This window comes from Neorhizobium sp. P12A (assembly GCF_008365395.1).
In the GTDB taxonomy this organism is placed as follows: Bacteria; Pseudomonadota; Alphaproteobacteria; order Rhizobiales; family Rhizobiaceae; genus Rhizobium.
This window is the reverse complement of the sequence record NZ_QOVX01000002.1, coordinates 739,647-765,384: the sequence shown is the minus strand read 5'-3', so window position 1 is coordinate 765,384 and position 25,738 is coordinate 739,647. Positions and strand designations below refer to the sequence as shown.

The 25,738-nt window shown below is 60.7% G+C and carries 23 protein-coding genes and 1 pseudogene; 6 read left to right on the top strand and 18 right to left on the bottom strand.

Annotated elements, in window-relative coordinates; translation table 11 throughout:
- Window positions 1–101: 101 nt before the first annotated feature.
- From DTW90_RS09740 to DTW90_RS09720, 5 genes are all read right to left on the bottom strand, one after another.
- The gene (locus DTW90_RS09740; protein WP_149337927.1) at window positions 102–830 is read right to left on the bottom strand and encodes an HAD family hydrolase; all 729 of its coding nucleotides are present in this window, start codon (window positions 828–830) and stop codon (window positions 102–104) included.
- 21 nt (window positions 831–851) lie between these two features.
- Entirely contained in the window at window positions 852–2,168 is a 1,317-nt protein-coding gene (gene waaA, locus DTW90_RS09735; protein ID WP_149337925.1) for a lipid IV(A) 3-deoxy-D-manno-octulosonic acid transferase, read from the bottom strand.
- Between the two features lie 168 nt (window positions 2,169–2,336).
- Window positions 2,337–2,582 carry a DUF4170 domain-containing protein gene (locus DTW90_RS09730; protein WP_132521462.1) on the bottom strand — a complete coding sequence of 82 codons (246 nt, stop codon included), beginning with the start codon at window positions 2,580–2,582 and terminating at the stop codon, window positions 2,337–2,339.
- Window positions 2,583–2,644: 62 nt separating this feature from the next.
- Complete coding sequence (locus DTW90_RS09725; protein ID WP_149337923.1) at window positions 2,645–3,454, bottom strand: 3'(2'),5'-bisphosphate nucleotidase CysQ; 810 nt, start codon at window positions 3,452–3,454, stop codon at window positions 2,645–2,647.
- A 16-nt stretch (window positions 3,455–3,470) separates the two neighbouring features.
- Window positions 3,471–4,817, bottom strand: coding sequence for a TldD/PmbA family protein (locus DTW90_RS09720; protein WP_149337921.1), 1,347 nt, complete (start codon window positions 4,815–4,817; stop codon window positions 3,471–3,473).
- A 117-nt stretch (window positions 4,818–4,934) separates the two neighbouring features.
- Here DTW90_RS09720 and DTW90_RS09715 point away from each other — a divergent pair, with 117 nt between their 5' ends.
- Window positions 4,935–6,749, top strand: a complete 1,815-nt coding sequence (locus DTW90_RS09715; RefSeq protein WP_149337919.1) for a monovalent cation:proton antiporter-2 (CPA2) family protein — start codon at window positions 4,935–4,937, stop codon at window positions 6,747–6,749.
- 68 nt (window positions 6,750–6,817) lie between these two features.
- On the opposite strand, the gene DTW90_RS09710 is transcribed toward DTW90_RS09715, so the two are convergent.
- From DTW90_RS09710 to DTW90_RS09700, 3 genes and pseudogenes are all read right to left on the bottom strand, one after another.
- Window positions 6,818–7,696, bottom strand: a complete 879-nt coding sequence (locus tag DTW90_RS09710) for a patatin-like phospholipase family protein (protein WP_132521454.1) — start codon at window positions 7,694–7,696, stop codon at window positions 6,818–6,820.
- 20 nt (window positions 7,697–7,716) lie between these two features.
- Complete coding sequence (gene rsmD, locus DTW90_RS09705) at window positions 7,717–8,277, bottom strand: 16S rRNA (guanine(966)-N(2))-methyltransferase RsmD (RefSeq protein WP_132521452.1); 561 nt, start codon at window positions 8,275–8,277, stop codon at window positions 7,717–7,719.
- Window positions 8,258–10,308 (bottom strand): annotated as a pseudogene (locus tag DTW90_RS09700) (pseudouridine synthase). Before DTW90_RS09700 ends, rsmD begins: the two are co-directional and overlap by 20 nt.
- 87 nt (window positions 10,309–10,395) lie before the next feature.
- On the opposite strand from DTW90_RS09700, the gene DTW90_RS09695 reads away from it, so the two are divergent.
- Complete coding sequence (locus DTW90_RS09695) at window positions 10,396–10,854, top strand: nucleoside deaminase (RefSeq protein ID WP_132521448.1); 459 nt, start codon at window positions 10,396–10,398, stop codon at window positions 10,852–10,854.
- A gap of 58 nt (window positions 10,855–10,912) precedes the next feature.
- On the opposite strand, the gene DTW90_RS09690 is transcribed toward DTW90_RS09695, so the two are convergent.
- The 6 genes from DTW90_RS09690 to DTW90_RS09665 all read right to left on the bottom strand — a co-directional run bounded on the left by DTW90_RS09690 (window position 10,913) and on the right by DTW90_RS09665 (window position 18,634).
- Window positions 10,913–11,548 carry a hypothetical protein gene (locus DTW90_RS09690; RefSeq protein WP_132521446.1) on the bottom strand — a complete coding sequence of 212 codons (636 nt, stop codon included), beginning with the start codon at window positions 11,546–11,548 and terminating at the stop codon, window positions 10,913–10,915.
- A gap of 135 nt (window positions 11,549–11,683) precedes the next feature.
- On the bottom strand, window positions 11,684–14,650 hold the full coding sequence (ileS, locus tag DTW90_RS09685) for an isoleucine--tRNA ligase (protein WP_149337915.1): 2,967 nt from the start codon (window positions 14,648–14,650) through the stop codon (window positions 11,684–11,686).
- A 291-nt stretch (window positions 14,651–14,941) separates the two neighbouring features.
- Window positions 14,942–16,417 carry a sodium:solute symporter family protein gene (locus DTW90_RS09680; protein ID WP_149337914.1) on the bottom strand — a complete coding sequence of 492 codons (1,476 nt, stop codon included), beginning with the start codon at window positions 16,415–16,417 and terminating at the stop codon, window positions 14,942–14,944.
- On the bottom strand, window positions 16,407–16,604 hold the full coding sequence (locus tag DTW90_RS09675; RefSeq protein ID WP_132521440.1) for a DUF3311 domain-containing protein: 198 nt from the start codon (window positions 16,602–16,604) through the stop codon (window positions 16,407–16,409). The genes DTW90_RS09680 and DTW90_RS09675 overlap by 11 nt, the downstream gene beginning before the upstream one ends.
- Window positions 16,605–16,777: 173 nt before the next feature.
- Entirely contained in the window at window positions 16,778–17,776 is a 999-nt protein-coding gene (locus tag DTW90_RS09670; RefSeq protein ID WP_188079927.1) for a bifunctional riboflavin kinase/FAD synthetase, read from the bottom strand.
- A 9-nt stretch (window positions 17,777–17,785) separates the two neighbouring features.
- The gene (locus DTW90_RS09665) at window positions 17,786–18,634 is read right to left on the bottom strand and encodes a TIGR01459 family HAD-type hydrolase (protein WP_149337910.1); all 849 of its coding nucleotides are present in this window, start codon (window positions 18,632–18,634) and stop codon (window positions 17,786–17,788) included.
- A 336-nt stretch (window positions 18,635–18,970) separates the two neighbouring features.
- On the opposite strand from DTW90_RS09665, the gene groES reads away from it, so the two are divergent.
- The 3 genes from groES (at window position 18,971) to DTW90_RS09650 (ending at window position 22,015) form a co-directional block, all read left to right on the top strand.
- On the top strand, window positions 18,971–19,267 hold the full coding sequence (gene groES / locus DTW90_RS09660; protein WP_065689628.1) for a co-chaperone GroES: 297 nt from the start codon (window positions 18,971–18,973) through the stop codon (window positions 19,265–19,267).
- Between the two features lie 71 nt (window positions 19,268–19,338).
- Window positions 19,339–20,979 (top strand): chaperonin GroEL, encoded by a 1,641-nt coding sequence (gene groL, locus DTW90_RS09655; RefSeq protein ID WP_132521434.1) that lies wholly within the window; start codon window positions 19,339–19,341, stop codon window positions 20,977–20,979.
- A 589-nt stretch (window positions 20,980–21,568) separates the two neighbouring features.
- A complete protein-coding gene (locus tag DTW90_RS09650) occupies window positions 21,569–22,015 on the top strand; it encodes a hypothetical protein (protein ID WP_188079913.1) in 447 nt (148 codons plus the stop codon).
- Window positions 22,016–22,088: 73 nt separating this feature from the next.
- Here DTW90_RS09650 and DTW90_RS09645 read toward each other — a convergent pair whose 3' ends face one another.
- A complete protein-coding gene (locus DTW90_RS09645) occupies window positions 22,089–22,799 on the bottom strand; it encodes a glutathione binding-like protein (RefSeq protein ID WP_149337908.1) in 711 nt (236 codons plus the stop codon).
- Between the two features lie 217 nt (window positions 22,800–23,016).
- Between DTW90_RS09645 and DTW90_RS09640 the strand changes: the two genes are divergently transcribed.
- Entirely contained in the window at window positions 23,017–23,463 is a 447-nt protein-coding gene (locus DTW90_RS09640; protein WP_132521430.1) for a DoxX family protein, read from the top strand.
- A 78-nt stretch (window positions 23,464–23,541) separates the two neighbouring features.
- Here DTW90_RS09640 and hisG read toward each other — a convergent pair whose 3' ends face one another.
- Genes hisG through DTW90_RS09625 form a run of 3 tightly spaced genes read right to left on the bottom strand, consistent with a single transcriptional unit; the run spans window position 23,542 to window position 25,737 of the window.
- Entirely contained in the window at window positions 23,542–24,237 is a 696-nt protein-coding gene (gene hisG, locus DTW90_RS09635; RefSeq protein ID WP_132521428.1) for an ATP phosphoribosyltransferase, read from the bottom strand.
- Window positions 24,234–25,352, bottom strand: coding sequence for an ATP phosphoribosyltransferase regulatory subunit (locus DTW90_RS09630; protein WP_132521426.1), 1,119 nt, complete (start codon window positions 25,350–25,352; stop codon window positions 24,234–24,236). Before DTW90_RS09630 ends, hisG begins: the two co-directional genes overlap by 4 nt.
- 16 nt (window positions 25,353–25,368) lie before the next feature.
- Window positions 25,369–25,737 carry a VOC family protein gene (locus DTW90_RS09625; protein WP_132521424.1) on the bottom strand — a complete coding sequence of 123 codons (369 nt, stop codon included), beginning with the start codon at window positions 25,735–25,737 and terminating at the stop codon, window positions 25,369–25,371.
- Window position 25,738: the final 1 nt, after the last annotated feature.

Here is a 25,738-nt window from a genome sequence, read left to right as displayed (position 1 = left end):
CCATGACCCACATAGCTGATGTTGCGGGCAGAACCCTCAAAAATATTCGATTTGGCATGAAAGAAAGGCCAAACCGGCAGAAAAAGCAAGCCGTTGCCTAATCAGGCCGGCTGCGGTTCGGAGAGCAGGCTTTCCAGCTCCGTAATGTCGTTGAGGCAGTAGTCGGAGGCAGCCGCCAGCGACTCCCGCGAACCGGTCCCGGTCAGCACGGCGATCTTCAGGCCGGCGCCGGCATTATGGCCCATATGGAGATCGTGATTGTTGTCACCGACAACGGCGATCTGCTCCGGCGAGAGGCCGGTTGCCCGGCAGAAACCAAGGACCATTCCCGCCTCGGGCTTGCTGCCAAAACCGCTGTCATAGCCGGCGATATAGTCGACATGGTCGTGGAAACCGAAGCGGGTGGCCAACTGACGGATCGAGCGTTCATTGTCGCTGGAAGCAATTCCCAGCTTGTAGCCACGGGCGTGCATGCGGCCGAAGAAGGCCTTGAGATCCGTCACCGGAACCGAAAAATCCACAGCGTTGGAAAAGAGTTCATCCAGGCGGTGTACGAGTTCCTCAAGATAGACCTCCGATCCGGCCGCAATCAGCCCCTCGGAAATCTGGCGCGTATTGCCGGCCGCAAGCAGGCTGTCCGGGACGATATGTCCGGTCTCCGGGTCCATGCCGCATTCGCGCAGGAGATGATCGGCAAGATCGGGATCATTCTTCGCGGCGATGCGGGCAAGCTCGCGATTGACCGGCAGCCAGCTATCGTCATAGTCGAGCAACGTACCGTCCTTGTCGAACAGGATGGCCGCAATCTTCGAAAGCTTCTCCGCCGTCATCCGTTTCCTCAGCTCTTTTCTTCAGCCCTGGGCCATTTTGGGAAGAAGCCGCGCCTTGACCGTCAACGGATTGATGTAGGGCTCAAGGCCCTTCAGCGTCGCCGTCAATGCGCCGCGCATTTCCTGGACCGTGGCAAAACCTGCCTCGATCATGCCGCGTCGGGCCGCGTCATTGGTCAGCAGGTAATGCACGCCCTTGGCCAGCATTTCGGTATCGCGCACCATCCTGGCGCTGCCGCTGCGGGCAAGACGCTGATAGGCCTCACGGAAATTCTGCACATGGCCGCCCGACAGAATGGCGCAGCCGAGCATGGCTGATTCCAGCGGGTTTTGGCCGCCCTCGGCGAACAGCGAGCGGCCGACGAAGGAAACTTCGGTCAGTCTGAGATAGAGGCCCATCTCGCCGATCGTGTCCCCGAGAAAGACATCGACATCGGGTGAAAGAATATCGTTGCGCGTGCGGCGAGCGACCTTCAGGCCCTGCCCGACGAGCATCTTTTCGATCTCGTCGGACCGCTCGGGATGGCGCGGGACGATGATGGTCAGCTGGCCGTTTCGCTCCTTCAGGGCACGATGGACAGTCGCTGCCGCACTCTCTTCGCCGTCGAAGGTGCAGACGGCAGCCCAGGTCTTGCGATCGCCGATCTGCTTTGCGTATCGGGCAAGAAGTGCGGCGTCATAGGGCGGCGCGTCGGTATCGACCTTGAGATTGCCCGACATGATGACCTGCCGGACGCCGAGATCACGGAAACGCTCGGCATCGATATCCGATTGGGCAATCACCAACGCCAGGTTCTCGAACAGCGCTTCGGCCAGCGACAGGCGGGTCTTCCAGCGGGAGAAGGAGCGATCCGATATACGAGCGTTGACGAGAATCTGCGGAATGCGGCGCTGGCCGAGCTCCATGATGGTCGTCGGCCAGATTTCGGACTCGGCAATAATGGTGCAATCGGGCTGCCAGTAGTCGAGGAAACGGCGAACAGCCGGCTTCAGGTCGAGCGGGACATATTGATGGATGACATCGTCGCCCAGCCGCTCCCTGACCAGCCTGGCCGATGTCACCGTTCCGGTCGTCAGGACAACGTGAATATCGCGGCGGCGGATTTCCCGGATGAGCGGCATGACGGCGAGGCTCTCACCGACGCTTGCGGCATGAAACCAGACCAGCGGACCCTGGGGGCGATTGGCGCTGGCATAGCCGAAACGTTCCAACCGGCGTGCGCGCTCCTCCTTGCCTCTGGCGGCACGGACGGCGAGGTAGGGGCTCATCAGTGGATAGATCGCGATGCCGCCCAGGCGGTAGGCACCCAAGGCAAAGCGCGCCCTCAGGCTGCTCATCTTGTTCGCCTCCGATCGCTGCTGATCGTCATCAAAGCCAAATCCCGATTATTGTTATGGCGGAAGGCCTGCAGTTAAGTTCTGAATGCGTCAAAAATAGTATTTATGGAACGACAGGCGGCAGATTGCCGCCTTTACTGACCGCATCAAATTTCCACGGGACGAAAATCAGCCCTTGATGGCAGATTCCGGGTCAAGCAGGCGATGCATGTGCACGATGAAGTAACGCATATGGGCGTTGTCGACGGTCTGATGTGCCTTTGCCTTCCAGGCCACGAGCGCACTCGCATAGTCGGGGAAAATCCCGACGATATCGAGATCCTTCAGATCGCGGAACTGAACCTCTTCAAGGCTTTCCAGTTCGCCGCCAAATACGAGGTGCAGGAGCTGCTTTTTGCTGCTTGAGTCCGTCATGATTGTCTCTTTTCTGCTGTCTCTCTCCTCCCCCCTTCATCTGAGGGATTTTGACCGAAAGGTCAACCATCTCGACGATGGGAGAGCTGACGTAAAAAGGCCTCAAGATGGGCGGCAGGAGCGCCGCAAAGCTCGCCGTGGCTAAGCTCGGGGCGATTATAGTTCAGCGCATGGCCGGATAGGTCGACGAGTGCGCCGCCCGCACGCTCCAGAATGAGATCAGCCGCCGCCAGATCCCAATCGTGGGAGTCGCGCTTGACCAGCGTTCCTTCCAGCCGCCCGTCGGCGACCATCGCCAGACGATAGGCGAGCGACGGCACATGCTTGGCACGCTCAATCGTCTTGCGAAAATCGGGATCGAAGCCGCTCAGCATTTCCTCGGCAGTCGCAAGCCTCTGCATCTCGGTTGCCGGTCGATCGGAGACGCCAATGGGGGTTCCGTTCTTCAATGCCGGACCACTGGTCTCGGCGGTAAAAAGCTCGTCCAGCGCCGGCGCATAAAGTACGCCGGCCGTCGGACGACCCTTCGTCACCACGGCGACGCTGACGCACCACATCTCCAGCCCGGCGATAAAGCCGCGAGTTCCATCAATTGGATCGACGACGAACAGTGTCTCGGAATTGAGCCTGGCCGGATCATCGTCCGTTTCCTCCGAAAGCCAACCGTAATTCGGGCGGGCGGTTCTGAGGATCGACGCCAAGGCCTCGTTGGCGGCGAAATCGGCGGCGCTGACGGGAGAGCGCCCCTCGTTCTTCCACCAGACTTCAGGTTCACGGCGAAAATAGCGAAGGGCCACTTCTCCTGCCTGGCGGGCGGCGTCGACGATCAACTCCAGATCGTTCTGGCGACCGGCCTCGGCAATATCACTCATCGTTGCGCACCTCGCCTTACAGACCTGCCAGCGTCATGCCCTCGATGGCAAGCGTGGGAGAGGCGACGCCGAACTTGCGGTCGATGTCGTTTGCCGGCGTCGTGCGCATGAACATGTCCTTGAGGTTGGACGCGATCGTGACTTCGGAAACGGGGAATGTCAGTTCGCCGTTCTCGATCCAGAAGCCGGTGGCGCCGCGGCTGTATTCGCCTGTTATCATGTTGACGCCCTGGCCGATCAGCTCGGTCACATAGAAGCCGTTGCCGATGCCCTTGATCATGTCCTCAGGAGAAATATCGCCTGGCTCCAGCGCCAGATTGGTCGAAGACGGGGAAACCGTGGTGCCGCCGCGCACGCCGCGACCGTTGGTTTCCATGCCGATCTCACGGCCTGTCGACGTCGAAAGGAACCAGTGCTTCAGCACGCCGTCCTCGATCATGACCATCCGCTCGCCGACGACGCCTTCGCCATCGAAGGGACGGGAAGAAGGACCGCGAACGATCAGCGGATCGTCTGTGATCGACAGGCCCGATTTCAGGACCTGTTCGCCCATGCGGTCGCGCAGGAAGCTGGTCTTGCGTGCCACCGAGGCGCCGTTGATCGCGCCGGCGATGTGACCGACGAAGCCGCGCGCAACGCGCGGATCGAAAATGACGGTCAGGTCCTTGCCCGTCGGCACCTGGCGCGGGTTGAGGCGCTTGATCGCGCGCTCGCCGGCGCGGCGGCCGATCTCGGCGGGATCGTCAAGCTCTGCGAAATAGAGGCGGCTGTCGAAATCATAATCGCGTTCCATGCCGGTGCCTTCGCCGGCAATCACGCTGACGGAGCGACCGAAGCGCGAGCCCATGTAGCTGCCGGCAAAACCGTGGGACGTGGCGAGCACCAGGCCGCCCATGCCGGAAGACGCGCCGGCGCCCGAGGAATTGCTGACGCCGGAAACGGCAAGGGCCGCCTCTTCCATGGCGAGCGAGGCTTCGCGTAGCTGCTCCGTCGACACTTCGGTCGGGTCGAACAGCTCGAGATCCTTGTAGGTGCGGGCCAGCCTGCTTTCGTCGGCGAGGCAGGCATAGGGGTCTTCCGGAGAGACCTTCGCCATGGCGACGGCGCGTTCGGCGAGCACCTGCAGCTCGAAGCCCGGATTTGCCGAGACGCTGGCGACGCGCTGACCCACGAAGACGCGGAGCGCGAAATCGTCGCTTTCGGAGGATTCGGTACTTTCGACCTTGCCGAGGCGAACGCTGACCGATTGAGAGCGCGAGCGCACCACGACGGCATCGGCAGCGTCGGCGCCGGCCTTTCGGGCGAGATCGATCAATTGGCTGGCACGGGAAAGAAGCTGAGCGGAATCGATTTCTGAGGACATGATTTGGCCTTTCCTTCGCGTTCCATTTATTGTGCACTACGAAAAGCATCAAGGGCGGGAATGTCGATTCTTCCCCGGGATGTCCGAAGCACCGCCTGCCCATGAAAGAAACAGACGATGTCAGCGCCCAACGCCCTCTTTACCGAAACACTCCTGCTGCTGGGCGGAGCCGTGGTCACGGCCCCGATCTTCAAGAAGCTAGGGCTCGGAACCGTGCTTGGCTACCTTGCTGCCGGCGTTGTGATCGGCCCGATCCTGCATGGCATCGGGGACGGGGAATCCGTTCTCGGCGTGGCCGAGCTCGGCGTCGTCTTTCTGCTTTTCATCATCGGACTGGAGCTTAAGCCTTCGCGGCTGTGGCAGATGCGGCGCGACATCTTCGGCCTCGGCACCGCCCAGGTCGTCATCACCGGCATTTTGCTGACCGGCGCCGCCTATCTCAGCGGCGTGACCGGATGGCGCGGAAGCATCATTGCCGGTTTTGGCCTTTCCCTTTCCTCGACCGCCTTCGCCATGCAGATCCTGGAGGAACAGGGCGACGTCAATACGCGCTACGGCCAGCGCTCCTTCTCCATGCTGCTGTTGCAGGATCTTGCGATCGTGCCGCTTTTGGCGCTGGTTACCGTTCTCGACGGTCCGAAGGAGGCAACCAATCCCGTTCCCGATTTCGCCATCGCCGTCGGCGCGGTCGGCGCGATGATCATTGCGGGACGCTATCTGCTGACGCCGCTCTTCCAGGTCATCGCCCGCACCGGCGCGCGAGAGGCGATGATCGCGGCCGCGCTGTTCGTCGTCATGGGCTCGGCGACGTTGATGCAGCTTGCCGGCCTGTCGATGGCAATGGGCGCCTTCCTCTCCGGTGTGATGCTGGCGGAATCCTCCTACCGGCACGAACTGGAGGCCGATATCGAGCCTTTCCGCGGCGTGCTGCTCGCAATCTTCTTCATTGCCGTCGGCCTGTCGCTGCAATTGCAGGTCATTCTCGATAATGTGCTTCTCATCATCGTGGCCGTTCCCATCATCATGGTCATCAAGGCGGCAGTGATCTATTCGATCTGTCGCGTCTCGGGTTCGCCACACAATGACGCGATCCGCATTGCTTTCCTGCTGCCACAGGGCGGCGAATTCGGCTTCGTGCTCTTCAGCACCGCAAGTGCCAGCGGCGCCCTGCTGACGGGCAGCACCGCTTCGCTGCTGATTGCCATCGTGACGCTTTCGATGGCGCTCACGCCGCTGAGCACCGCGCTCGCAAAGCGCTTTCTGCGCGACGATGCCCATGAGGAGCTGGACGAGGATTTCGAAGGTGCCGGCTCGGATGTGATGATGATCGGGTTCTCGCGCTTCGGCCAGATCGCCGCGCAGATTCTGCTTGCCGGCGGCCGTGACGTCACTGTTATCGACTATTCCGCAGACCGCATACGGCAGGCATCCGCCTTCGGTTTCCGCATCTATTTCGGCGACGGCACGCGCAAGGACGTGCTGCGCTCCGCGGGTATCGACAAAGCCAAGATCGTGATGGTTTGCACGCATGATCGTGAGATTACCGACAAGATCGTGGAGCTCGTGCAGACCGAATATCCGCATGCCAAGCTATTCGTGCGCTCCTATGACCGCATCCATTCCATCGCTCTTAGAAACAACGGCGTCGATTATGAATTGCGCGAAACGGTGGAATCCGGCCTGCTCTTCGGCCGCAGGACGCTGGAGGCGCTCGGCATCGGCGAGGCCGATGCCTATGCAATCGAAGAGGATATCCGCAAGCGGGACGAACAGCGGCTGGTGCTGCAGACGACGGAAGGCCTGCAGGCCGGCCGCGACATGCTGTTCTCGCATCCGGTCAAGCCGGAGCCGCTGATGAAGCCGAAGCGGACGATGGACGTCTTCGACGACGATCTTGCTGCACCGACGGAAAAACAGACCGCCGATGCGTAGCCTAGCTCGTGGTTTCGTTCTCGGCCTCTGCATAAGTATCCGACGCCACGGCCAAAAAATACAGCCGATCAGCCATGCGCCTCGATCGCCTGCTCCAGCGCAAACTTGAGCTCGTCCTTGACGCCTGCCGACATGGCAAGCACTTCGCGAGCCTTCAGGAAATCCATGACGCCGGTGCGGCCGACTGTCGGCCTCAAGAAGATTTGCGGCGGCCTCAGCTTCAATTTCAGCGAGATCGAAGTCTGCATCATCAGTTGGCCGGAACCGAAGATGCTTTCCATGCGGTTGGGGATATGCGCGCCGTCGCCTTCAGGGGCGCCGACGACATCGATGCCGATGACGATGTCGGCGATATCCATCAGGCATTCATAGGGAACCGGATTGGCGATGCCGCCGTCGATCATCACGCGATTGTGCAGGCGCACCGGCATGAAGACCGCCGGGATGGCGGAAGAGGCAGCCAGCGCCGGGAAAAGCTCGCCCTCCTCCACGATCACTTCGCACTGTCCATAATAATCGGTCGTGATGACCTTCATGGGGATGAGGAGATCCGAAAACTTGGCGGGCAGCTCCTCCGGCAGGAAGGCCCGCAGGATCCGCTCCAGATTGAACTGGCCGATGCGAATGCCCTTGGCGACGGCATCGCGCACCGTTTGCGGGCGCATGCCCCAGATGCGGCTGACGACGGCTGCCTTGTTGCCGACGGTTGCCAGCGCATGTTCGCGGATCTCGGCACCGCTCATGCCCGCCGCCATGCCGGCGCCCATGATCGCGCCGATCGAGGAGCCCGATATCGCCACCGGCCGGATGCCGAGCTCGTCCAGGGCTTCGATGATATGGATGTGTGACAGGCCACGAGCACCACCGCCGCCGAACGCGACTGCCACGGAAGGCCCTGATGCAGCCGGGGTCAGAAGACTGAAACCCGCTCGCTCGGCGCTAGCCATTCGACACCCCAACCACCGTTTTAAACCGGCTGATAGCGGAAGAAATGCATCTTGCTGTCGCCGAAGGTTCGTTCCTCCAGGAACATATAGGACGATGGTACCGATACGACGACATCTGCGCGTTCTTCGAGGATCGCCAATGCGCCCGGCACCAGCCAGCCGCCGTTGGCCGCCGCCGCAAAGGCCTTTTCGCCCAGTCCCTTGCCATAGGGCGGGTCGGCGAAAAGCATGTCGAAGGGTTCGAGATTGCCGACACTGCCGAGATCGGTGGCATCGCGGCGCAGCATTCGCGTCCGCCCGTGGAGCCCGAGAGAATCGATGTTTTCCCAGAGAAGGCCGCGCCCTTCGACGCTGCTCTCGACAAAAAGCACATGACGGCATCCGCGGGACGCCGCCTCCAGGCCGACCGCACCGGTGCCGGCAAACAGATCCATCATCCGCGTGCCGTCGATGGCATCGGGATAGGCATGGCTCAGGATATTGAACAGGCTCTCGCGAGTCCGGTCGGCTGTCGGCCGGATCTCGTTTGATTTGGGCACGGCGAGAGGCCGTCCGCGAAATTCACCGCCGACGATCCGCACTGCCCATCAACCCCTTTTGCCCTTGGGACCGCCCCTGCCGGGACCACCCGACGGCCGGCCACCGCCTGCACCGTCACCGCGCGGCCTGCCCGAGAAGCCCTTCGCTCCCGGCTTTCCGCCCGGCTTGCCGCCAAAGGACTTTCCGCCCGGCTTGCCGCCGAAAGACTTGCCCGCAGGCTTGCCACCAGCAGGCCGATCTCCGAAGGAACGCTCGCCGCCGGCGCGCTCGGAGCGCTGCTCGCCACCGAAAGATTTTGCACGCGGCCGCTCGGCGCCATCCGGACGGGGGCCGCGATTGCCGCGCGGCTTGTCGTCGTAAGACTTGGAACCGAAGGGCTTGTCGCCGCGAGCGGGATCGCCAAAAGACCTTTCGCCGCGAGGGCGTTCTGCACCTTCAGCGCGCGGCCGGCGATCACCGCGCGGCTTATCGCCAAACGGCCTGTCGCCACGAGGCGGACGATCACCGAAAGAACGCTCACCACGGGGACGCTCTTCGCCTTCAGCACGCGGCCTGCGGTCACCGCGCGGCTTGTCGCCAAACGGTCTGTCGCCGCGAGCCGGACGATCGGAGAAGGAACGCTCACCGCGGGCAGGACGATCCCCTCGCTCGGGACGGTCACCACGCGCCGGGCGATCTCCAAAGGAGCGCTTGCGGCCGAAACCGCCCTCGTCATCACGCGTCTCGCTGGAGCGGATCCACTCGCCATCCTCTTCCCGGACACGATTGACCTGGACTCTCGGCGCTGATGCCGGAGCAGCAGCGGGTGCGCCACGCTGCGGACGGTCGCGCTCACCGCGCTTGGCGTCGGTCTTGGCATTCTTTGCTGCTTTCTGGGCCGCCTTTTCGCCGAGCGGGCGGGCGCCGGGCGCCATCCAGACATTGGCGTTGCGGCGCGAGCCGAGCGCCGGGCGCTTCGGACGATCGTCGTCGCGGTGATCGTCACGCTTCGTATCGAGGCGGCTCAAGGCGCGCTCGCGCTTGTCGGCCGGCTTTTCGCGGCGCGGGCGCTGCTCGCGCTGGCCCTCGCCCCAGGAGCGCTGATCGTCCTTGGCGCGATCACCCTTCGATACGCTGCGCTGCGGCTTGTCGTCTTCTTCTTCGTCATCGGCCGAAGTGACGGCAGGCGCATTATAGATCGGCGCGTCGAAATTCGCCTTGGCGTCTTCGACGAGGCGCGGGCCGAGCTGGTCGCGCAGCGTGCGTCCGCGCACCTCGACGACCTCGCCCTCCGGCAGGTCGCCGAGCTGGAAGGGGCCGTAGGAGATGCGGATCAGGCGGTTGACGTCGAGGCCGAGCGCGCCGAGCACGTTCTTGATTTCGCGGTTCTTGCCTTCGCGCAGACCCATCGTGATCCAGACGTTGGAGCCCTGGGTGCGATCGAGCGTCGCGTCGATCGAGCCGTAGAGCACGCCGTCGACGGCAATGCCTTCCTTCAGCTTGTCGAGCGCTTCCTGATCGATCTCGCCATGGGCGCGCACGCGGTAGCGGCGCAGCCAGCCCGTCGTCGGCAGCTCGAGGACGCGGGCAAGGCCGCCGTCGTTGGTAAGCAGCAGCAAGCCTTCGGTGTTGATGTCGAGGCGGCCGATCGACATGACGCGCGGCAGCTCTTCCGGCAGGTTGTCGAAGACGGTCGGGCGGCCTTCCGGATCGGAATTGGTGGTCACGAGGCCGGACGGCTTGTGATAGACCCAAAGCCGGGTGCGCTCGATGCCGCGGATCGGCATTCCGTCCACTTCGATCTTGTCGGTCAGCGTCACGTTGACGACGGGGCTGTCGAGCAGCACGCCGTTCAGCCTGACACGGCCTTCCATGATCATGCGCTCGATGTCGCGGCGCGAGGCGACACCGGCGCGGGCCATCACCTTGGAAATGCGCTCGGCCTTTTCGCCGCCTTCGGTTGCCACCGCAGCGACCTTTGCCGAGGCCGTCTTCACCGGCTTGTCATCGCCGCGTTTGGCAGCCGGCTTCGTCTGCTTGTCGCGAAAAACGGGCTTGGACCCAGGCCGCTTGGGCTTGTCATTGACTGTCATTTGCTGTTTGCCTGAATTTTTAGACCCAAATGGCCTTTCGCGTGTCCTATCAGGTCACGCCGCTGCGGTTAAGTGGAAAAAACCTGAATGGTGAAGACAAATCACTTTATGGAGCTTGCGCTTGCCGAAGCCACCGCCGCCGGGGAAAGGGGCGAGGTGCCGATCGGCGCCGTCGTCGTGCTCGACAACCAAGTGGTCGGCAAGGCCGGCAACCGCACGCGCGAGCTTCGCGACATCACCGCCCATGCCGAGATTGCGGCCATCCGCATGGCCTGCGAAGCGCTGGATCAGGAGCGGCTCGTCGGCGCCGATCTCTACGTCACGCTGGAACCTTGCACCATGTGCGCGGCGGCAATTTCCTTCGCGCGGATCCGTCGCCTCTATTACGGCGCCGAGGATCCCAAGGGTGGTGCGGTCGATAACGGCGTGCGCTTCTATGCGCAACCAACCTGCCATCACGCGCCAGAAGTATATTCCGGATTAGCGGAGCAAGAGGCCGGGCAGATATTGAAGCAATTTTTCGCGGAAAAGCGGGACACGAATTAAGGCCGGAGATTTGCCTGGCCGCAGATGCAACGGCCCGGTTGACCGAGCCGTTCGATCATCAATTGCTGTCGAAGGGGTTCCACCAGGTGGCCTTGCCCTGCGCGGCTTCGGCATCCTTCTTACGCTTCTTTTCCTTCTTCGATTCCGGCGTGCCGAGATCGCTGAGGGCTGCCGGATCGGAAACCTGGCGATATTGCTGCGGCGGATCGATCAGATAGCGGCGCTGGTCGATATAGGTGCCGTCCTGGTCCTGGCGAGCGGCGCGATAGGCGGCCGTCTGCTGGGTTTCGGTCATCCGGGCGCTGGCGCTGTCGGCTTTCGCCAGCGGCGAGCGATAGTTGGGATTGTTCTTGTTCGCCTCGGCGTCATCGATCAGACGCTTGCGGGTATCTTCCGGCGATTCCAGCCATTGCGGATTGTCCTTGCTGGCAAGCGACTGCTCGGGCTGCGCCAGCTGTTGGCGATTGTTTTCCGCGGGAACGACAAGGCCTGGACGGTTGGGGTATTTTACGCCCTTGTCCTTCGGCGCCACAGCCGAAATGGACGCGATGTCGCTGAGGTCATCGAAGAGCTGTTCGTTGGCCGTCTTGCCGGTACCATATGTCGGGCTGCTCATGCAGCCGGACATCATCCCGCATCCAGCCAAAAGTGCCGCAAAGCAGACGCCTACGCGAACCCTGTGCATCGCAATCATGAAAACCCTTCCCAGCCGCGCCGGTGCATTCATTGCCCGCCACGATCCTTGCGCTCAGTGGCGGAAAAATCGGGCCATTTTCAGGCAGCTTTTACCGGATGAACTGCGCAAACGCAATTCATCCGGTAACTTTCTTCACTGCAAGGCTGCAAGTTCACGCAATGCGGCAGCGTCGCGTGCAGACACCTCGGGATAAGCGGGGTCGGAGCCGACATCCCTGGTGATGCGCCAGGAGCGGGCGCACTTTGTGCCCTCTGCCAGTTTCGGCTCCACGCTGACGCCCGCAACCTCCGAAAGACGGAAGGCGTCAGCCGGGCCTTCGTCCGATAGGAGCGAGATATCCGAGGTGATGCAGATCTCCGCGAGATCCTCGCCCTCAAGCGCCTTCAGCAACTCCGGATCCGTCACATGCACGACCGGGGCGGCCTCAAGCGACGAGCCGATGCGCTTGTCCTTGCGTTCGATTTCGAGCGCGCCGGTCACAACCGAGCGAACCGCACGGATATTCTTCCACTTCTCGACCAGCGCCTCGTTCTTCCATTCCGCCGGAATGGTCGGGAACTGCTCGAGATGGATCGAGACTGCCGAAGGATTGCGCGAGAGCCACGCCTCTTCTGTCGTGAAGGGCAGCATCGGCGCAAGCCAGGTCACCATGCATTCGAAGATGGTGCGGATGACATGCAGGCTTGCACGGCGGCGCAGGCTGGAGGGCGCGTCGCAATAGAGCGCATCTTTGCGGATATCGAAGTAGAAGGCCGAAAGCTCGATATTCGAGAAATCGATGAGCGCACGGGCGATCTTCTTGAATTCGAAGGCGTCGTAGCCTTCGCGCACGACCTTGTCGAGTTCGGCCAGGCGATGCAGCATCAGCTGTTCCAGCTCCGGCAGATCGGCAAGCGCGATGACCTCGCCCTTGTCATGCGCCAGAGTGCCGAGCATCCAGCGGATGGTGTTGCGCAGCTTGCGATAGGCATCGACGTTGGTCTGGATGATTGTCTTGCCGAGACGCTGGTCTTCCCAATAGTCCGTGGTCATGACCCAGAGACGCAGGATATCGGCACCAGCATCCTTCATGACGTCCTGCGGCGCCACGACGTTGCCGAGCGACTTGGACATCTTCTGGCCCTTTTCATCCATGGTGAAGCCATGGGTGACGACCGTGTCATAGGGCGCGCGGCCGCGGGTGGCGGCGGATTCGAGCAGCGATGAATGGAACCAGCCGCGATGCTGGTCGGAGCCTTCGAGATAGACGTCGGCCGGCCATTTCAGGTCGGGGCGATCCTCCAGCGTGAAAGTGTGCGTCGAGCCAGAGTCGAACCAGACGTCGAGGATGTCCATGACCTGTGTCCAGTTCACCGGATCATGTTCGTTTCCGAGGAAGCGCTCCTTGGCGCCTTCCGCGAACCAGGCGTCCGCACCTTCGGCGTCGAAGGCATCGAGGATGCGCCGGTTGACAGCCTGATCCTTCAGGACCTCGCCTTCTTCGTTGACGAAGACACAGATCGGCACGCCCCAGGCGCGCTGACGCGACAGAACCCAATCCGGCCGCTGCTCGATCATCGCGCGCAGGCGGTTCTGGCCGGCGGCGGGAACAAAGCGCGTATCGTCGATCGCCTTCAGCGCGCGGCTGCGCAGCGTCGTGCCATCGGCAAGGTCCTTGTCCATGTAGACGAACCATTGCGGCGTGTTGCGGAAGATGATCGGCTTCTTCGAGCGCCAGCTATGCGGATAGGAATGCTTCAGGCGGCCGCGGGCAAACAGCATGTTGCGCTCGATCAGCGCCTTGATGACGCGATCATTGGCATCACCCTTCTTGCCGCTATCATCCATGACCCGGGCACCCTCGAAGCCGGGAGCATCGGCGGTATAGGTGCCGGAATCGTCGACCGGGAACGGGATCTTGGTGTCGATGCCGCGGGCTTCGAGCTCGCGCGCATGATCCATCCAGGCCTCGAAGTCTTCGCGGCCGTGGCTGGGAGCGGTGTGGACAAAACCGGTACCGGCATCGTCGGTGACGTGATCACCGGCGAGGAGAGGGACAGCGTATTCGTAGCCGCCGCCGAGGCCCTTGAGGGGGTGGTCACACGTGATCGAGGCAAGCGCTCTCGTGGGAACATCATCGATCCGACGATATTGCAGTTTTGCTTTAGCAAAGCTCTCTTCTGCCAGATTGTCTGCAAAGATTAGTCGCTCACCTGGACGCGGTCCAAAGTCATTCTCTGCTGCAATGACTTCGTAGAGGCCATAAGAAACCTTAGGCGAATAAGCGATCGCCCTGTTGCCGGGGATTGTCCATGGAGTTGTCGTCCATATGACAACAGACGCTGGAGGATTGAAGATCGAAGCCACGGACATGAGATGTGCTTCCGCGGCCTCCGCCCCCTCCGGAAAGCTGACATCGCTGACAACTTTTACCGGGAACTTCACCCAGATCGTGTCGCTCTCATAATCATGATACTCGACCTCGGCTTCCGCCAGCGCTGTGCGCTCGACGACCGACCACATGATCGGCTTGGAGCCGCGATAGAGCTGACCGCTCATGGCGATCTTCAGGAGTTCGCCGGCGATGCGGCTTTCGGCATGGAAGTTCATCGTGAGGTACGGATTGTCGAAATCGCCGATGATGCCGAGGCGCTTGAACTCGTCGCCCTGGATCTTGATCCATTTTTCGGCATAGGCGCGACATTCCTTGCGGAATTCGATCATCGCATCGGGCTGCGTCAGGTCCGGCTTCGCCTTGCCCTTGGAGCGGTAGTTCTCTTCCTCGATCTTCCATTCGATCGGCAGGCCGTGGCAGTCCCAGCCGGGAACATAGTTCGAGTCATATCCGCGCATCTGGAACGAGCGGGTGATGACGTCTTTCAGGATCTTGTTCAGCGCGTGGCCGATATGGATGTTGCCGTTGGCATAGGGCGGGCCGTCGTGCAGTACGAATTTTTCGCGGCCGGCGGCGGAGGCGCGCAGCTTCTTGTAGAGGTCCATCTGCTGCCAGCGCGCAACCGTTTCGGGCTCCTTCTGCGGCAGGCCTGCTCGCATCGGAAAATCGGTCTCGGGCAGATAAAGGGTTTTCGAATAATCAATCTTTTCGGCGGTGTCGGTCATTGTCCTGACAATCGTTTGCTGCAGCCTTCAAACAGGCGCGTCTCGTTTGGGATTTTTGTGGCGTAACGGCGCTCTGAACAAGCGCCAAGAACCCGGACCTTCCGGCAGATCACTGCACGCGGAAGGCCGGGCCAATAATTCGCATTGCTATGGACAGCCGAAATTGGGTCATCGCTGGCGGTTATTACGGCGTTTTTGGAGGAAAAGGAAGAGGAGATTCGCCGCTACCTCAAAGACAGGGCCGCGGGCGTTTCCGCCCGCGGCCCTGTCTTTGCAATAGAGATTTCGAGATTACGCCCTAGCGGCCACCCTTGCCGGCGTCAGCACGTTGATCACCACGGCAACGATGATATTGGCCACCAACGCCAAAAGGCCGATATAGACGGTGAAAGGCGCGCCGCCGAGGCTGATCGCCTGCAGCGGTTTCAGGCCGTTGATCCAGACCAGGTAGGTGCCGCCGAAGAAGCCGACGAACCAACCGACCAGCAGGCCTGGCGCGCGGAACCAGTTGGTGAACAGGCCGAAGACCAGCGCCGGCAAGGTCTGGAGGATCCAGATGCCGCCGAGCAACTGCAGGTCGAGGGCGAACTGCGTCGGCAGGAAGAGGATGACGAGGAGCGCGCCGATCTTGACGATCAGCGACGTTACCTTGGCCACCTTCGCCTCGCCGGCATGGCTGACATCAGGATTGACATAGGCCTTCCAGAAATTGCGGGTGAAGAGATTGGCCGCCCCGATCGACATGACGGCGGCCGGCACCAGCGCGCCGATTGCGATCGCGGCGAAGGCAAAGCCCGCAAACCAGCTCGGGAAGAGCGTCTTGAAAAGCTGCGGCACGACGTCGTTCGGGCTTTCGAGCGTCAGATGGGCGGCGTGGCCCATGTAACCCAGGAGCGCCAGAAGACCGAGCAGCAGCGTGTAGGCCGGCAGAAGTATCGCATTCTTGCGGATGGTATTGCCGCTGTTGGAGGCGAAGATGCCGGTCAGCGTGTGCGGATACATGAAGGCGGCAAGTGCCGAGCCAAGCGCCAGCGATGCATAGGCCACGTACTGGTTGCTACCGAGCAGGATGCTGCCCGATCCCTTCGCCTGGAAGGCCGCGTCCGCAGCGGCAAAGACGTTGGCATAACCGCCCAGCTTAATCGGGATTGCGGCGACCGCCGTAAGCACCACGATATAGATCATGATATCCTTGACGAAGGCGATCAGCGCCGGCGCGCGCAGGCCTGCCGAATATGTATAGAGCGCAAGGACGATGAAGGCGATCGCCAGCGGCAATTCCCCCTGCAGGCCCAATGCCTTGAGAACGGCAGCCATGCCGACGAGCTGAAGCGCGATATAGGGCATGGTGGCGATGACGCCTGTGATGGCGACGGCGAGCTCAAGGCCGCGCGAACCGTATTGGCCATGAACGACGTCGCCGGCGGTCACATAACCGAAATCCGAAGCCCGCTTCCAGAGCACCGGCATGACCATGAAGACGAAGGGATAGACGACGATCGTATAGGGCAGCGCGAAGAAGCCATAGGCTCCGACGGTATAGACGAGCGCAGGCACAGCGATCACGGTATAGGCCGTATAGAAGTCGCCGCCGACGAGGAACCAGGTGATCCAGGTGCCGAAGCTGCGGCCACCGAGGCCCCATTCATCGATATGAGCGAGCGTTTCGGGCTTGCGCCAGTGGGCCGCGATGAAGCCCATGACGGTGACGAGCAGGAAGAAGAAGATGAAGACGGCAAGCGCCGTGCCATTGATGTCAGTCGTCATTGCGCATGCTCCGATAGGCGATCCAGATCAGGAAAGAGGTGATGGGAACCCAGAGGAGCTGGTACCAATAGAAGAACGGGAAGCCCCACAGCACCGGATCGTGACTGTTGTAAAAGGGAACCCAGAGAAGGCCGATATAGGGAATGATGAGCAGCCAGCAGGCCGCTGTTCCAAAACGTTTGTCCATGATTTTCGACGCCTTTCGGAGATTTTGCGCAGCCCCCACCACGCCTTTATGGGCCGCTCCGAATCCCTCGCAGCCCTAATATTAGGAATAGTGCCTGAGCATTTGAGCGCAAGCACTTTTGCCTTGAAATCTCCACAATTCCTGTGAGCGCCGCGTCACCTGCAAGCGCCGCGTCAGGCGCAGAGAATACGATCGAGTTCGCTGAGAGGTGTGACGCCTGACAGCACCGCCCTTGCCTCCTCCTCATCCCGCTTGATCTGCGCGACAAGCGGATCGAGGCCATCGAATTTCAGCTCCGGCCTGAGATAGGCGAAGAAGGAGACGGAACAGACCTGGCCGTAGAGATCGCCGCTGAAATCGAAGACATAGGTTTCGAGCAACGGAGCGCCGTTCTCGGTCACCGTCGGGCGGCGACCGTAGCTTGCGACGGCATCATGCATTTTGCCGTCGGCGGTACGGAAACGGACGGCATAGATGCCGGATTTCAATTCAGCTTCCGACGGAAGCTGCATGTTGGCGGTCGGAAAGCCGAGCGAACGGCCGAGCTTTTCGCCGCCGATCACCTCTGCCTCGACCGTATAGCGATAGCCGAGCAGGCCTGCCACCTCGGCGACATCGCCTTCGGCAAGCAGGCTCCGGATACGGCTCGACGAGACGACTTCGGCATTCTCGTCGCGAAAGGCGTCGATTAGGGTAACGCCGAAGCCATTGTGGCTGCCGGCATTCATCAGGAAGGCCGGTCCGCCCTCGCGGCCGTGGCCGAAATGGAAATCGAAACCGGTGACGACTTCCGATGCACCGAGCCAGTCGATCAGGATCGAATGCACGAACTCATCGGCCGAGCGCTGCGAAAACGCGCGATCGAAAGGGTATTCGATAACGGCGCGGAAGCCCATCGCTTCCAGGATGCGGGCCTTCAAGGGCGCCGGCGTCAGCCGGAAGACAGGCTGATCGGGCCTGAAAACGGTGCGCGGATGCGGTTCGAAGGTTAGCACCAGCGCCGGGACGCCGCGACTTTCCGCAATCTCCAGCGCACGATTGAGCACGGATTGATGACCGCGATGGACGCCGTCGAAATTGCCGATGGCAACGACGCCTCCCTTCAGACCTTCGGGTAGCGGATCACGGGTCTCGTTGCGGTGGAAAACGGTCATCGGCACTCCTCGGATCAGGCCTGGGGATCAGACCAAGCGCGGCATCCAGTATTTCGGCGAGGCCTGCTCGCGGGCAAGGAAGGCGCCGAGAGCGGCTTCGTCGGTCTTGCCCTCGACCATATATTCACGCGCATGGATGCCATGGCTGATGTAGAGCAAATCCAAGCCGTAATCGAGCGCGCCGCGCACATCGGTCGGCATGCCGTCGCCGATTGCCAAAACGCGCTCCAGTGGAAATTCGCCGCGTGCGTCGCGGGCAGCCGCGATCGTCGCTTCGTAGATCGGCTCATGCGGCTTGCCGGCGACCAGCGTTTCGCCGCCGATCCGCGCATAGGCAGCCGCCATTGCACCGGCACAGGGGATCATGCGATGACCGCGCTCGACGACAAGATCGGGATTGGCGCAGATCAGGGGTACATTGCGGGCGCGGAAGGCGGCCAGCATGTCGCTGTAATCGTCCGGCGTCTCCGTTTCGTCGTCGAAAAAGCCGGTGCAGACGATGGATTCGGCTTCATCTGCCCCTACCCGTTCGACACCCAGACCGTCCAACAGCGGCGTGTCTCGATTTGGGCCGAGCAGAAAGACCTTTTTCGGTCCCTTGGCGATCAATGCGCGAGTAACGTCTCCTGACGTGACGATGCGGTCATAGGCGCTGTCGGGCACGCCGAGGTGCCGTAGCTGCTCGACCACCTGCCAGCCGATCCGCGGCGAATTCGTGATAAGGACGACGGTGAGGCCACGGTCCCGCGCCGCCTCGAGTGCGACGGATGCTTCTTTATAGGCGGAGACGCCGTTATGGACGACACCCCAGACATCGCTGAGCACGACATCATAATGGTTGCTGATCTCGCTGAAGCTTTCGATGCGCTTTCCCATGCCGATCCCGTGCCGCTTGATGAGGATAAGCGGTCATGTCGCAAAACCGCCGCCAGAATACAAGGGCGGCGCCAAGGTTTTTGCATTGCAGTATAAATGGTGGCAGCGCAGCAGGCGGGTCGAACGAGGCCGCTATTTTTCGGAACGTTCGAGAAACAAAACTAAGTTGCGCTGATTTTCATAATTCCGGCACAAAATTTCGCGATAGGTCTTCTTGACTCAATTCCAAGCCGTCCCTAAATGACCCCTGCTAGCACTCGCCGAGACAGAGTGCTAGCATCAGTTCCGTGCGGATCAAGCCGATCCGCTGATGTCATTTGATCGAGGGATTAGACAATGGCAAGCACCAACTTCCGCCCCCTTCACGATCGCGTCGTTGTTCGCCGCGTTGAGTCCGAAGAAAAGACCAAGGGTGGCATCATCATTCCTGACACCGCCAAGGAAAAGCCGCAGGAAGGCGAAATCGTCGCCGTCGGTTCCGGCGCTCGTGACGATTCCGGCAAGGTTGTCGCACTCGACGTCAAGGCTGGCGACCGCGTTCTGTTCGGCAAGTGGTCGGGCACCGAAGTCAAGATCAACGGCGAAGACCTTCTCATCATGAAGGAAGCCGACATCATGGGCATCATCGGCTGATCAGCCGTCGTCCCTTTCCGATTTAGCCACGGGCCCAAAGCCCGGACAACTCGAATTCAGGAGTTTCAATCATGGCAGCTAAAGAAATCAAGTTTGGCCGCACCGCGCGCGAAAAGATGCTCAAGGGCGTCGACATTCTCGCTGACGCAGTGAAGGTAACGCTCGGCCCGAAGGGTCGTAACGTCATCATCGACAAGTCCTTCGGCGCTCCGCGCATCACCAAGGACGGCGTTTCGGTCGCCAAGGAAATCGAACTTGACGACAAGTTCGAAAACATGGGCGCCCAGATGGTCCGCGAAGTGGCTTCGAAGACCAACGACATTGCCGGCGACGGCACCACGACTGCAACCGTTCTCGCCCAGGCGATCGTTCGCGAAGGCGGCAAGGCTGTTGCAGCCGGCATGAACCCGATGGACCTGAAGCGCGGTATCGACCTCGCTGTTGCTGAAGTCGTCAAGGATCTCCAGGCCAAGGCCAAGAAGATCAACACTTCGGAAGAAGTCGCACAGGTCGGCACGATCTCCGCAAACGGCGAAAAGCAGGTCGGCCTCGACATTGCTGAAGCTATGCAGAAGGTCGGCAACGAAGGTGTTATCACCGTCGAAGAAGCCAAGACCGCTGAAACCGAACTCGAAGTCGTCGAAGGCATGCAGTTCGACCGCGGCTACCTGAGCCCCTACTTCGTCACCAACCCGGAAAAGATGATCGCCGACCTCGAAGACGCGTTCATCCTCCTGCACGAGAAGAAGCTCTCGAACCTCCAGGCTATGCTGCCGGTTCTCGAAGCTGTCGTTCAGACCGGCAAGCCGCTCCTCATCATCGCTGAAGACGTCGAGGGCGAAGCTCTTGCTACGCTCGTCGTCAACAAGCTGCGCGGTGGCCTGAAGATCGCTGCTGTTAAGGCTCCTGGCTTCGGCGACCGCCGCAAGGCCATGCTCGAAGACATCGCTATCCTCACGGGCGGCACTGTCATCTCCGAAGACCTCGGCATCAAGCTCGAATCCGTAACGCTCGACATGCTCGGCCGTTCGAAGAAGGTTTCGATCTCCAAGGAAAACACCACGATCGTCGACGGCGCTGGCGCCAAGTCCGACATCGAAGGCCGCGTTGCCCAGATCAAGGCTCAGATCGAAGAAACCTCTTCCGATTATGACCGCGAAAAGCTGCAGGAACGCCTTGCCAAGCTCGCTGGTGGCGTCGCCGTCATCCGCGTCGGCGGCTCGACGGAAGTCGAAGTCAAGGAAAAGAAGGACCGCATCGACGACGCTCTGAACGCAACGCGCGCTGCTGTTCAGGAAGGCATCGTACCGGGCGGCGGCGTTGCCCTGCTTCGTTCGTCCACGAAGATCACCGCAAAGGGTGAGAACCAGGACCAGGAAGCCGGCGTAAACATCGTTCGCAAGGCGCTTCAGTCGCTGGTTCGCCAGATCGCTGAAAACGCTGGTGACGAAGCTTCGATCGTTGTCGGCAAGATTCTCGACAAGAACGAAGACAACTACGGCTACAACGCTCAGACGTCTGAATATGGCGACATGATCGCCATGGGTATCGTCGACCCGGTCAAGGTTGTTCGCACGGCTCTGCAGAACGCAGCTTCGGTTGCTTCGCTGCTGATCACCACCGAAGCCATGATCGCCGAACTGCCGAAGAAGGATGCCCCTGCTGGCATGCCGGGCGGCATGGGCGGCATGGGCGGCATGGACATGATGTGATAGGCTGAAGGCCTATTACTCAGATGCCTTTGCCAATCAGGCATTGACGAAGGGCGGCTCTCGGGCCGCCCTTTTTGCGTCTATCATACACAACCAAAAACAATTTCCTGTTGTCTTCGGCCTATTATCTCTTTATTCTTGCATCAAATGATTTACCCGTGGATTTAATGCACCCCGGCTAAAGTATGACAACTTTTTGATGAATTGATCGCAAAACAATTGTCTTTGCGGCGAAAGCCCCATTGCCGTTTTCTTAAAACATTCTATAAGTCCATCCCCAGCGATTTAAAGGGGTTTGCTGGGGTTGCTCATCAATCCTCCTCAAATCGACACGTACGGCGCGCAATCAAATAAAATTGAAACTTGCGCGCGAAAACTGTACATGCAATGTTATCTGCAGCGACGTGGCTTGTTCTGATATTTCCAAGGCGTCCATGATGTCGCCGGGTGAATTTCAGTCGGGCTTTACTGCTCCATTACGCTACCCGCGACGGCGCTATACGGTCACCGTCGCAGCATTCTGATATCGAAATGCAATTTGGTTACAATGCGCGGCTGTGGAGAAGTCCCGCCTGATCTGGGGAACATCTTGTTTAAGATTGCCAAAGCCAATCTTGCCACACCTTTTCTTTCCGGTTTGCCGGAGGCACAGACTTCTGAATACGATCTCCTGTCGCAATTCTGCGTGTCGGAAGGCTGGGTCGGAGACCTTGCGAACGGTGTCATCAGACTCGGGAGCTGGAGCGCCGTGATGCATGGCCTCACCTCTTCCGAGTGCGGCCTCCTAAGCCTGATGCGCTGCTACGAAGCCCATGACCGTGCCCATATACTCGAACTGTTCGAGCAGGCAGCAACGTCATCCTCGTCCTTCTGCTTTTCCACCACGGTCCTTGCCGCCAGCGGTCATCGCCAGCCGGTGTTCTGCATCGGGGAATCGATCGGAACGGAGGAAAAATATACCGGCAGCATGGTCGGCGTCTTCATGTTCCCGCGCTTCAAGCTGGAGCCGGGCAGCCAGCTCTCCGCAAGGCAATAGACGCAGGATTAGCGGATCTCTTTGCAAAGCCGGCCCAAATGGCCGGCTTTTTAGTTTTAAGAGGACGCGGGCCTTAGGATGGACGCTTCGGCGTATTCAATCCCTTTTCGCTTGCAGGGCGTGCCGCTGCGCGCGCAACCCAGTCCATGACTCGCGGGAAGCTTGCGAGTTCCAATACCTCTCTGCCGCCGTAGAAAATGTCGACGCCACGAACCCAGGGGAAGCTTGCGATGTCGGCGATGGTATATTTGTCGCCCATGATCCACTGCCGGCCTTCCAGACGCGCTTCCAGTATGCCCAGCAGGCGCTTTGCCTCGTCGCGATAGCGTTCTACCGGATAGGAATTGTTGGCGACCTTGTCGGCAGCGAATTTGAAGAAGTGGCCGAACTGGCCGAACATCGGGCCGATGCCTCCCATCTGGAAGAACACCCACTGGATGACTTCGTAGCGGCGAGCGGCATCGGCCGGGATCAGCTTGCCTGTCTTTTCAGCCAGATAGAGGAGGATGGCGCCAGACTCGAACAGACCGATCGGATTGTCGCCGGGACCATGGGGATCGATGATCGCCGGGATACGACCGTTCGGATTGAGCGAAATGAATTCCGGGCTCTTCTGGTCATTTGTGCCGAAAGAGATGGTGTGCGCCTCATAGGGAAGGCCCATTTCTTCAAGGGCGATCGAGATTTTCACGCCGTTGGGCGTCGGCAGCGAATAGAGCTGGATGATGTCGGGATTGCTGGCCGGCCAGCGCTTGGTGATCGGAAAAGAGGATAGATCTGCCATGGGGTCTCACTTATCGGTTTGTATGGAATGGTTTAGCAAAACGCCGCGAGCACCATAAAGGATGCGACGGACATGAAAAGAGCGCTTTGGCTGAAGGTCGTTCTCTTTTTGTGAACAAAGTGTCTGTGGTTGTTTATCTTTTCAACTCTCCTGAAACAACGGATATTCCACTCCAGAAATTGCCCGACCGGCAATCAACCCATCAGCGGAGAGTTCCATGTCCAACGTCAACAACACAGTCATACTCGTGGCGCGCATCCTGCTCGCCTTCATGTTCATCTATACCGGTTTCGGCAAGCTCAGCGATCCGTCCGCCACCGCGGGCATGGTTGCTGGCGCAGGTATCCCCGCCGCCACGTTGCTGACCTATGTCGCCGGCCTCTTCGAACTTGTAACCGGCCTTTGCGTTCTCGTCGGCTTCCAGGTTCGTATCGTCGGCTGGCTGCTTGCTGCCTTCTGTGTTTTCACCGGCGTCGTCTTCCATCTGCCGACCGTCAACGTTCCGGACTTCCCGGCAATGGCAAACGGCTGGATCAACGGCCTGAACTTCGTGAACTTCCTGAAGAACATCACGCTCGCCGGCGCCTACATCATGCTCGCCACCAACGGTGCAGGCGCCTACTCGCTGGACGCACGTCGCGGTGCCCAGGTCGCTCACGCCTAATTACTTGACGAATAGCCTCCCAAGCATCCCTGCCCGCCGTCACAAACGGCGGGCATTTTTGTATTCTGCGATAGTTGATCAGAGAGCCATATTCACGGCTTCGATGATGCGTGAAACGGTCGGATTGCCTTCGTGTGCATCCTTGCGCGCCCTGACGAGGCAGGCCTGCGAGCGCAGGATCACGCCATCGGACAGGACCTTCAGATGGTTTGCCTTCAGTGTGGATCCGGTCGAAGTAATGTCGACGATGATATCGGCCGAGCCGGAGGCGGGTGCGCCTTCCGTGGCGCCCAGGCTTTCGACGATACGATAGAGCTGAATGCCGTGCTGGCTGGAGAAGAACTGCTGCGTCAGCCGCCAGTATTTGGTGGCGATCGTCAGGCGGTGGCCACGGCGGGCACGAAAATCGGCGGCCACATCATTAAGGTCGGCCATGCTGTCGACGTCGAGCCAGATTTCCGGCACGGCAACAACGACATCGGCCTTGCCGAAGCCGAGGGGCGCACAGAATTCGACGCGCCGGTCGGCCTCCGCCAGGCCTTCGCGGATCAGGTCTTCGCCGGTCACGCCGAAATCGATCGAGCCGCTGCCGATCTCGCGAGAGATTTCCGACGCCGACAGAAAGGCGATCTCGACATCCTCCCAGCCTTCGACCCGGCCGCGATAGGAGCGATCATTGCCGACCGCGGAGATCTTCATTCCGGCTCGCTCGAAGATTGCGGAAGCGTCTTCCTTCATCCGACCCTTGGAGGGCAATGCGATGGTGATTGTCATGCCACCCTCTCCTCTTCGATCCTGTCGAGCCAGAGCGAAAAGCCGACGGCGGGAATGTGATCCTTGGCACCAAGCAGCGTCAGCAACCGGTCGAAGCGGCCGCCGCCCGCAAGCACGGGCGCGGTCTCATCAGCCGTGACCTCGAAGACCAAGCCCGTATAGTAATCCAGGGGGCGGCCGAAGGCGGCGCGATATTCGATCGATGCGGTGTCAATGCCGCTATTGGCAAGGGCTGCGACACGCGCATCGAAGCGTTCAAGCGCCGGCCCCAACTTCAAGCCGGCAGCATCGGCAAAGCCTGCCAGCGCCGAGGCCGCGTCGTCCAGCGGGACGCTCAGCGACAGGAATTCCTGAAGGATGCCGAAGGATGCGTCGTCCATCCTTGTCGAGGAGAGGACGAGCTTTTCGCGCAGCCGGCGCGCGATATCCTGCGGCGAGCGGCTGACATTGCTGGCGTAGCCCGTCGCCTGCATCGTCTCGGCAATGTGGGCGACCAGCGCCGGCTCATCTCCGAGCGCAACCAGTTCCAGAATTCGCGGGTTAAGCCCCGTCACCGGCTGCGGGCTTGAAAGCCGCGCCAGCAGCGCTTCGAGCTGCACCATGTTGCCGAAGGCGTGTACGAGCCGCTTCTGCCAGCCCGAGGGCAGGCCGAGCGCCTGCACGACCGCCTCGAACACGGCCTGATCGCCGAGAACGACCCTCAATGCCTTGCCCGGCAGCAGCCGATTGAGGATGCCGACCGCATCGCCGATGGCGCGGGCGTCAGCGCTTGCCATGTCCTTATCACCGAGATCTTCGATACCGGCCTGATAGAATTCATTCGAACCGTCGCGGCGCTGGCGGAAGACTTCGCCCAAATAGGAGTAGCGCTTCGGCGTGCCCGTCGCGGTCTCGATGTGGCGCAGGCAAACGGGAATGGTGAATTCCGGGCGCAGGCAGAGGCTCGCGCCCGTCTCGCTTTCGGTCATGAAGATGCGGCGGCGCAGGTCTTCGCCGGCCATGTCGAGAAAGGGTTCCGCCGGCTGGATGACCGGCGTTTCGGCCCGCGTCGTCTTGCGGCTCGTGAACTCCGTCAACAGGTCTTCGGCAAAATCAGGTAGGCCGATCAAAGGCATGGAGCGATACTTTTCTTCACGGTTCAACCGGCTGCATCAGTTCGATGCGGTTTCCGAAAGGGTCGTAGGTGTAACACCGCTCATACCCTTCCCAGGGCTCATCCTCAACCACACGGCAGACCGCTGCTTCAAGTCTTTTCCTCAGCGCAGAGAGATCATCGACCAAAAATGCCGGATGCGCCTTGCCCGCAGGCTTGAATTCGGGGTCTACGCCCAGATGAACGCGGACATGGCCCGCCTCGAACCAACAGCCGCCTCTGGCGGCGAGATTGGCAGGCTTCACACGCTCGGGAATACCGAGAATATCCTGGTAAAATTCCCGAGCCTTGTCTTCTTGCCCCGCCGGCATCGCCAGCTGCACATGATCAAGTGCGACGATGCCCATG